The 8,418-nt window shown below is 39.0% G+C and carries 12 protein-coding genes; all 12 read left to right on the top strand.

What is annotated here, in order from left to right; genetic code table 11:
- Positions 1–171 (top strand): transposase (locus BUB56_RS15560; RefSeq protein ID WP_190014595.1); only part of this gene is annotated, 171 nt, incomplete at its 5' end.
- A 335-nt stretch (positions 172–506) separates the two neighbouring features.
- A complete protein-coding gene (gene rsxC / locus BUB56_RS15555) occupies positions 507–1,829 on the top strand; it encodes an electron transport complex subunit RsxC (protein WP_110942204.1) in 1,323 nt (440 codons plus the stop codon).
- 15 nt (positions 1,830–1,844) lie between these two features.
- Positions 1,845–2,786, top strand: coding sequence for an RnfABCDGE type electron transport complex subunit D (locus BUB56_RS15550; RefSeq protein WP_110942203.1), 942 nt, complete (start codon positions 1,845–1,847; stop codon positions 2,784–2,786).
- Position 2,787: 1 nt separating this feature from the next.
- Positions 2,788–3,351, top strand: coding sequence for an RnfABCDGE type electron transport complex subunit G (locus tag BUB56_RS15545; protein WP_110942202.1), 564 nt, complete (start codon positions 2,788–2,790; stop codon positions 3,349–3,351).
- Between the two features lie 11 nt (positions 3,352–3,362).
- A complete protein-coding gene (rsxE, locus tag BUB56_RS15540; protein WP_110942201.1) occupies positions 3,363–3,965 on the top strand; it encodes an electron transport complex subunit RsxE in 603 nt (200 codons plus the stop codon).
- A 12-nt stretch (positions 3,966–3,977) separates the two neighbouring features.
- Entirely contained in the window at positions 3,978–4,559 is a 582-nt protein-coding gene (gene rsxA / locus BUB56_RS15535) for an electron transport complex subunit RsxA (RefSeq protein WP_110942200.1), read from the top strand.
- Between the two features lie 16 nt (positions 4,560–4,575).
- Positions 4,576–5,559, top strand: a complete 984-nt coding sequence (locus BUB56_RS15530) for an RnfABCDGE type electron transport complex subunit B (RefSeq protein WP_110942199.1) — start codon at positions 4,576–4,578, stop codon at positions 5,557–5,559.
- Positions 5,560–5,783: 224 nt separating this feature from the next.
- Positions 5,784–6,161, top strand: coding sequence for a NusG domain II-containing protein (locus BUB56_RS15525; RefSeq protein ID WP_190014593.1), 378 nt, complete (start codon positions 5,784–5,786; stop codon positions 6,159–6,161).
- Between the two features lie 10 nt (positions 6,162–6,171).
- Entirely contained in the window at positions 6,172–6,708 is a 537-nt protein-coding gene (locus tag BUB56_RS15520; protein WP_110942197.1) for a Gx transporter family protein, read from the top strand.
- 15 nt (positions 6,709–6,723) lie between these two features.
- On the top strand, positions 6,724–6,972 hold the full coding sequence (locus BUB56_RS15515; protein ID WP_110942196.1) for a DUF4321 domain-containing protein: 249 nt from the start codon (positions 6,724–6,726) through the stop codon (positions 6,970–6,972).
- 9 nt (positions 6,973–6,981) lie between these two features.
- The gene (locus BUB56_RS15510) at positions 6,982–7,560 is read left to right on the top strand and encodes a Maf family protein (protein ID WP_110942195.1); all 579 of its coding nucleotides are present in this window, start codon (positions 6,982–6,984) and stop codon (positions 7,558–7,560) included.
- A 134-nt stretch (positions 7,561–7,694) separates the two neighbouring features.
- Entirely contained in the window at positions 7,695–8,396 is a 702-nt protein-coding gene (radC, locus tag BUB56_RS15505; RefSeq protein WP_330392668.1) for a RadC family protein, read from the top strand.
- Positions 8,397–8,418 lie beyond the last annotated feature (22 nt).

Raw genomic sequence — 8,418 nt, 5'->3', positions numbered from 1 at the left:
AGTATGAGGAAAATGCAGATCGATACCATCCGCTTAAAGTTGATCAAGATTGCATCAAAGATAATCCGATCAGCAAGATATATTACATTCAAACTTTGTAGCAGCTGCCCATATAAAGAGGAATTCTACGAAACCTTTGAAAACATAAGGCGACTCCCAAAGTTTGAATAGCAAAAACAGTGAACCTTGGCAATTTCAAAACGGCAAAAACAACCCAAAAACAACTATTACGGGATAAGTCTACCCTTTTTTAGGAACTTTTTCCTTTATATAGATTTTTAAAACTGATAAAACTCAATTTTGAGGGTCTAAATTCATTTTTTAGATCTTCATGAATAATTCAGGCTTATGTATTAAGTAAATAATAAAATAAGTATAAGAAATTTTCATTTGTGATAGATAATACTGTATACAGGAAAAACGTTTTACTTTATAATTAATATTAGTATTGTCTAATAAATTTTGAATTCTTTATACTATATTTTTATAATAAGGGGTGAATGTTAATGAGTTTCCTTTCCTTTCGAGGTGGTGTACATCCACCGCATTTTAAGGAAGCAACGGCTAGAATTGCAGTTGAAAGGGCAGTAGAACCGAAAGTAGTAACCATACCTCTACAACAACATATTGGTGCTCCTTGCGAACCTTTGGTAAAAGTAGGAGATAGGGTAAAAGTAGGGGAAAAAATCGGGGATGCTAGTGGTTTTGTATCCTCGCCGGTTCACAGCAGCGTTTCCGGTGAAGTGAAACAGATAGCAAGAATGTTGACACCAACAGGTGATGCAATGTGCGTTGTTATTGAATCTGATGGTTTGAATACAACCCATGAGAGTGTAGTACCTAAGGGAAGCATCGAGTCACTTACGGGTAAGGAAATATTAAACATTATTAAAGAGGCAGGGATTGTAGGCTTAGGTGGTGCGGCATTTCCAACCCATGTAAAGTTATCACCTCCTCCGGAAAAGAAGATTGATACAATCATATTAAACGGTGCAGAATGTGAGCCCTTTTTAACAGCAGACCATAGGCTGATGCTTGAGAGTCCTGAAGAAGTGATCTACGGCTTAAGGGCAATGATGAAAGTCCTAGGTGTAAGTAAGGCATTCATCGGAATTGAGGATAATAAAAAAGATGCCATTGATTCCATGAAAAAAGCAGTAGAAAAGGATGATCAGATCCAAATTGTCGGACTGCATACAAAGTATCCTCAGGGTGCTGAAAAACAATTGATCTATGCCTGTACAAAGCGTGAAGTACCTTCCGGCGGACTGCCTATGGATGTAGGGGTAGTTGTAAATAACGTAGGTACAGCCGCTGCAATCAGCAATGCTATAAAAACAGGGATGCCATTGATAGAACGAATAGCTACAATTACTGGAAAAGGTATAAAAGAGCCTAAAAATCTACTGATCAAAATAGGTACTTCTTTTAGAGAATTGATTGATCAGTGCGGAGGATACAGCGGAACCCCCGGTAAGCTAATTATGGGAGGACCAATGATGGGACTAGCCCAATATACAGATGAAATACCTGCTATAAAAGGGACATCTGGAATTCTTGTATTAACACCTGATGAAGCGAGACTTCCTGAACCGAAGCCCTGTATACGATGTGGTAAGTGTGTAGAGATTTGTCCTGCATTTATTCAACCTTTGTTTATTAGCGCCTATGCATTGCAAAATATGCATGAAACAGCAGAGAAGTACAATGCCCTAGATTGTATTGAATGTGGCTCTTGTTCTTTTATTTGCCCTTCAAAAAGGCCTTTACTACAGTCTATAAGGGTAACGAAGCGTGAGATTATCGCTAAGAAAAGAAAGACGAAGTAAGGGGGAGGGATTACAATGCAGAATCGGTTAATCGTATCATCATCACCTCATCTGCGTTCAGATGAAGCTATAAATGTAATCATGAGAGATGTAGTCATTGCATTATTACCTGCTACATTAGCAGGAATTTATTTCTTTGGTATGGGAGCAGTAACAGTTATTCTATCTGCAGTAATCGCTGCGGTTGCCACAGAGGCAGCGATCCAAAAGATAAGAAATCAGCCGATTTCGGTAAATGATTGGAGTGCTGTTGTAACGGGTTTATTATTAGCGTTTAATATACCAGCGACTGCACCATGGTGGATGCCAGCTGTAGGTTCAATATTCGCAATAGCAATTGTAAAGCATGCCTTCGGTGGATTAGGCCATAATTTTATGAACCCGGCTTTAGCAGCACGTGCCATGCTTTTAGCTTCATGGCCTGTGCAGATGACCAACTGGGTAAAACCAGGTCCTGATGCTGTAAGTACAGCAACACCCCTAGCGTTAATAGGAGGTATGGAAGCCTCTGAACAAAGCCTTCCTTCATTATTCAACCTTTTCATCGGTAATGTTGGTGGCTGTATTGGGGAAACCTCTGCTGTTTTATTAATCTTAGGGGGAATATATCTTGTTTACAGAGGTGTTATAACGCCACGTATTCCAGTGGTATATGTAGGTACTGTAGCAATATTGACTTTTGTACTGGGTGGATTTAAGTTCGATTATATGATTTATCAGTTATTGGCCGGAGGTTTAATGCTGGGGGCTATCTATATGGCAACGGATTATTCATCTTCACCGGTAACACCGAAAGGGCAGATTATTTTTGCTCTAGGCTGTGGTATTTTCACAAGTATCATAAGACTTTACGGCGGTTATCCAGAAGGGGTTTCCTATTCAATATTGTTAATGAACGTAGCTGCCCCATTAATAGATAAGTATTCCAGGCCAAGGGTATTCGGGGAGGTGAAATAGCATGCGGGAAATCATTAAATTGGGACTAATTCTTCTGATTATTACGACTGTTGCTGCTGCTGTTTTAGGCTACACCAATGCGGTAACTAAGGCGCCTATAGAAAATCAAATCATGCAAGCCAACGTCTTGGCCCGTCAAAGTGTACTTCCAGATGCTGTAGAATTCGACGCACTCCCTGCAGATGTATTTGAGGGTTATGATAATGTTTTGGAAGTCTACAAAGGTATGAAAAATGGCTCACCTGTCGGCTATACGATCAAGGCAAACTCCAGCGGGTATGGCGGCCCAATCGAAGTAATGATTGGTATTGGGTTAGATGGGATTGTACATGGTGTTAGTGTAGGAAATCACACGGAAACACCGGGTTTAGGAGCTAAGGCTGCTGACGAATCCTTTAAAGGACAGTACAGCGGTAAAACGGTAAATACTGAATTGGTTGTCATTAAATCAGGGGTTCCAAAGGATAACGAGGTACAATCTATTGCAGGAGCTACCATCAGTTCCCGTGCAGTCACCAACAGTGTCAATTTAGCAATTCGATTGTTCAATGAGAAATTGAAATAGGAGGTGGGCTTATGAGCTTGGGAAGAACATTTATGAAGGGTATTCTACACGAGAACCCGACTTTTATTCAAGTATTAGGTATGTGTCCAACACTGGCTGTAACAACATCAGCTGTTAATGGAGTAGGAATGGGCCTTGCTACTACAGCAGTACTGCTGGGCTCTAATGTTGTAATCTCATTATTGAGAAAATTTATTCCAAGTAAAATTCGTATACCTGCCTTTATTGTGGTAATTGCTACTTTTGTAACCGTTGTAGGGTTGCTTATGAAGGCATTTGTACCTGCTCTAGACAAGGCCTTGGGGTTATTTATTCCATTAATTGTTGTTAACTGTATTATCTTAGCAAGAGCAGAGGCTTTTGCTTCAAAAAACTCTATTGTTCAATCTTCCGTAGATGGCATCGGAATGGGTCTCGGTTTTACTTTATCCCTTGCCCTCCTTGGCGCTGTGCGTGAATTGCTTGGAGCTGGTTCTATTTTTGGAGTAAATCTGCTAGGAGCTTCTTTTCAGCCCGCTTTAATCATGATTCTTCCGCCGGGAGCCTTCCTTGCATTAGGATTATTATTAGCATTATATAATTGGGCTTCGTCTAAGAAAGCGAATCAATATTAAGGGGGGTAAACAATGTCAGTAGGAGGACTTTTTGTTATACTAGTCAGTGCTATTCTGGTAAATAACTATGTTTTATCTAGATTCCTTGGAATTTGTCCATTTCTGGGTGTTTCAAGACAAGTTGAGACAGCTTTAGGGATGGGGATGGCCGTAACCTTTGTAATGACCTTGGCATCCATCATCACATACATCGTACAAATATTTGTATTGGATCCAATGGGTTTAGCCTATTTACAGACCATTGCTTTTATTTTGGTTATAGCGTCCTTAGTGCAGTTTGTAGAGATGGTGATTCAAAAAGTCAGTCCAACGTTATACCAAGCCTTAGGCGTATATCTACCATTGATTACAACAAACTGTGCGGTGCTGGGCCTAACTTTATTAAACATTCAGTTTGAATACAATTTGATTGAAACAATTGTAAATGCTATCGGTGCTTCTATTGGATTTTCACTAGCTATTGTATTGTTTGCAGGTATAAGGGAGAGACTTGAAATAGCCGACGTACCTCAGGTTTTTAAAGGATTTCCCATCGCATTGATTACTGCTGGATTAATGTCAATCGCATTCCTGGGCTTTGCAGGACTCGTGTAGAAGGGGGTAAGATGATATGGATATATCAGCAATTGTCCTTCCGATTGTAAGCTTGGGAGGAATGGGACTTTTATTTGGAGCCGGCTTAGCTTTCGCTTCTCAAAAGTTTGCAGTGGAAGTGGATCCTAGGGTAGTAGCAGTTAGAGATGCTCTGCCAGGCGCTAATTGCGGCGGTTGCGGCTATCCGGGCTGTGATGGATTTGCAAACGGTGTTGTAGCAGGGAATGCACCGGTTAACGGATGTCCGGTTGGAGGTCCTGAGTGTGCACAAAAAATTGCAGAAATTATGGGTGTAGATGCAGGAGACACTGCTAAAAAAGTAGCTCGAGTAATCTGCAATGGGGATAGTAATAACTGCAAAGAGAAATTTAACTATTTTGGAATTCAGGATTGTAAAGCCGCAGCAATGATTGCAGGAGGCAGTAAAAGCTGTGCATATGGATGTCTTGGACTTGGAACTTGTGTAAAGGCCTGTCAATTTGACGCTATCGAGATTACAGATGGTAAGGTTGCAAGAATCATTCCTGAAAGATGTACTGCATGCGGAAAATGTATTGAAGTGTGTCCTAAACAAGTTATCCACTTTACACCTTATGAACAAGATGTAGTAGTAGATTGCAATAACGAAGAAACCGGTAAGGCTGTTCGACAAAAGTGCAGCGTTGGCTGTATTGCTTGTCAGATTTGTGTAAAGGCCTGTCCTTTTGACGCTATGGAATTTTCAAACAATCTGGCTAAGATCAATTATGAAAAATGTACGAATTGTATGATCTGTGCAGAAAAGTGTCCTACAAAGGCAATTTATGCAAATTTTGAAAAAAGAAGAAAAGCAGAAATCATTGCTGAAAACTGTATAGGATGTACCATTTGTAAAAAACAATGCCCTGTGAACGCCATTGAGGGAGAACTTAAGCAGGTTCACAAGGTAAATAGCGAAAAATGTATCGGCTGTGGTGTTTGCGAGAAAAAATGCCCTAAGAAAACAATTAAGATGTCATAAGCCATATAGGGGGAACGGTCTAAAAAGATTCGTTCCCTTCTTTTTTGGATTTGGAAATCATATGAAAAAAATACTACTTGTAATGAGAATTTCAAAATGTTAAACTTAAACTGGGTTTAGAATTGATAAAAACTGCATTTTGTGTGATAAAGACTGCTGATGAACAGTTATATTTTATGTAGAATTTGGTAAAATTATTAATATGACATTGTGAGATGATAAGGTTGACTAAATGGGATAAGCTATTGATTATTACAGTAGTATTTTTGAGTACATTAGGGATGTTTTATGTTAAATCCATTTCTACAAACAGTGACAATCTCTATTTAGCTATTGAAGTAGATGGAAAACCTTATAAAACGATCTCTTTGGGAGGGTCCCCAAAAAATCAATTAATTACGGTTGAAACTCCAGCGGGGATCAACCTCATCGAGGTAGAAGGAAATCGGGTAAGAATTAAAGAAGCTGACTGTAGGGATCAGTTATGTGTTAAAACCGGGTGGCTTTCTAGGGCAAACCAGATAAGCATTTGTCTTCCTAATAGGGTTTCTATCAAGTTAATTGGTGGAAAAGAGGATGATATAGATATTATTAGCTATTAGGGGGGACGCTATGAAGATACGTAAAATTTTGTTTTTATCATTAATTGTAGCAACAGGAATATGTCTTCACATTATTGAGTCGTCGATTCCCGTCCCTTTTATTGTACCGGGAGCCAAACTGGGACTTGCCAATATTGTAAATTTAATTACGCTGGTTTTATTTGGATTTAAATCTGCGATTGTTGTTGCAATCACAAGATGTATTGTTGCTACCTTAGGAACAGGTGCTGTCACCGGTTTCTTTTACAGCATTTCTGGTGCCCTTTTTAGTACAGCGATCATGTGGGTTGTATACAAGTATTGTTCCAGCTTTTTTAGTTTGATCGGTGTAAGCATATTTGGGTCCATGGCTCATAATATTGCACAGCTTACAGTTGCAAGCATTATGATTCATAATCCCCTTATCTTTACCTATCTGCCGATCATGATATTGGTTAGCCTTTTTACTGGTTATTTTGTTGGTCTGGCTTCTATATATGTGACGAAACATCTTAAGAATATCCTTTCGAATCAGCAGGATTCGTCTCATTATACTAATCTATCCTAGGAGGCTTGACAGATTATGAGAGTAAAAGGTGCAAATCCGATTCTATTAGTTATTCTTCTGACTGTGGGGGCGGTCGTTGGCGGCGTATTAGGTGAAGTTTTTAGACAGACTGTGCCTATACTAAACTATGGAAAGTCAGTTGGCTTGCAGCCCTTTACTTTAGACTTAAGTATTATTAAGCTTACTTTTGGATTTATGCTTCACTTAAATCTTGCAGGTGTCATTGGTTTAATTCTTGCTATATTTATATTTACGAGATTGTAGGTGACTGTGTTGAATAAAATAGTATTGGCTTCTGCTTCGCCTAGAAGAAAAGAAATCCTAGAAAACTTCAATATTGATTTTGATATAATTCCTGCTAAAGTAGAAGAAGTCATCCACGAAGGAGAAGAGGCCAGACAAATTGCAATGGCTTTAGCATTTGAAAAAGCGTTAAAGGTAATGGAGCATTGCGAAGCCGATGATATTGTAATTGCAGCAGATACAGTAGTTTACAAAAATGAGATTCTTGGCAAGCCTGTAAGTTATGAGGATGCCTACCGCATGCTGAGCCTTCTGAATAACGATATACACGTGGTAATTACTGGTATAGCAGTTGCTCAGAAGTCGACTAATATTAAAATCGTTGATTTTGAAAGTACGAAGGTTAAACTCAAAAACCTTGAACCTGTGAGAATCAAAAAGTATATCGAATCAGGGGAAGTATGGGATAAGGCAGGTTCTTATGCGATACAAGGCAAGGGTGCACTGCTAATTGATTGGATTAAAGGCGACTACTTTAATGTAGTAGGCCTCCCTATATCAAAGCTAGAGGATATTTTAAGAAGGCATTTTGGCATCGAGCTTATGTAAGATTGCCAACCGATGCTTAACATGACAATGGAGGGTGCCATAACGTAGAGGTATCCTTTGAAGAAAATGATATCCCTATAGAGAAACAATAATTGACGGAAGTCAATTTTCTTCTTTATCGAGGCAGGTGACTGATGATGGTAAAGCCAGACCAACCCATTCTTATAAAAACAATGGCTGAAAGTGAGAGACCTAGAGAAAAACTGGTTCAAAATGGCGCTTCTTCTTTGTCAAATGCAGAGCTATTAGCCATATTGATAAGGACAGGTACAAAGGATGTTTCAGCCATTGAGTTGGCCCAGCGAATTTTAGCAATGGATCAAGAAGGTATAAAATACCTTGCGGACTGCACTGTACAAGAGCTCAGTAAAATTAAAGGTATTGGAACAACAAAAGCCTGTCAGATTGTATCAGCTATAGAAATAGGTCGTAGAATAGCCAAATCGGCACCGCTTCAAAGCAGTCAGATTACTTCACCAAGAGACGTGGCCAATATGTTTATGGAGGAGATGCGCTATTATAAAAAAGAGTATTTCAAAATTCTTTTAATGAATACCAAAAACGTTATTATAGCTACTGAAGTGATTTCTATTGGAAATCTTAACGCATCTTTAGTTCATCCTCGGGAAGTATTTGTGAGAGCAATTAAAAAAAGTGCAGCAGCAATCATATTATTGCACAATCATCCTAGTGGAAATCCCCAACCGAGCCAAGAGGATATTTCGATTACCAAAAGGCTGATAGAAGCAGGCGCAATTATCGGCATTGAAGTATTAGACCATATTATTATTGGTGATGGTTGTTATAAAAGTTTAAAAGAGCTTTCTATTATATAAGATTATGAATGCACATTTAGGA

This window comes from Geosporobacter subterraneus DSM 17957 (assembly GCF_900142145.1).
Lineage (GTDB): Bacteria > Bacillota > Clostridia > Peptostreptococcales > Thermotaleaceae > Geosporobacter > Geosporobacter subterraneus.
The sequence above is the reverse complement of the archived record's forward strand: the minus strand, read 5'-3'. Positions and strand labels throughout refer to the sequence as shown.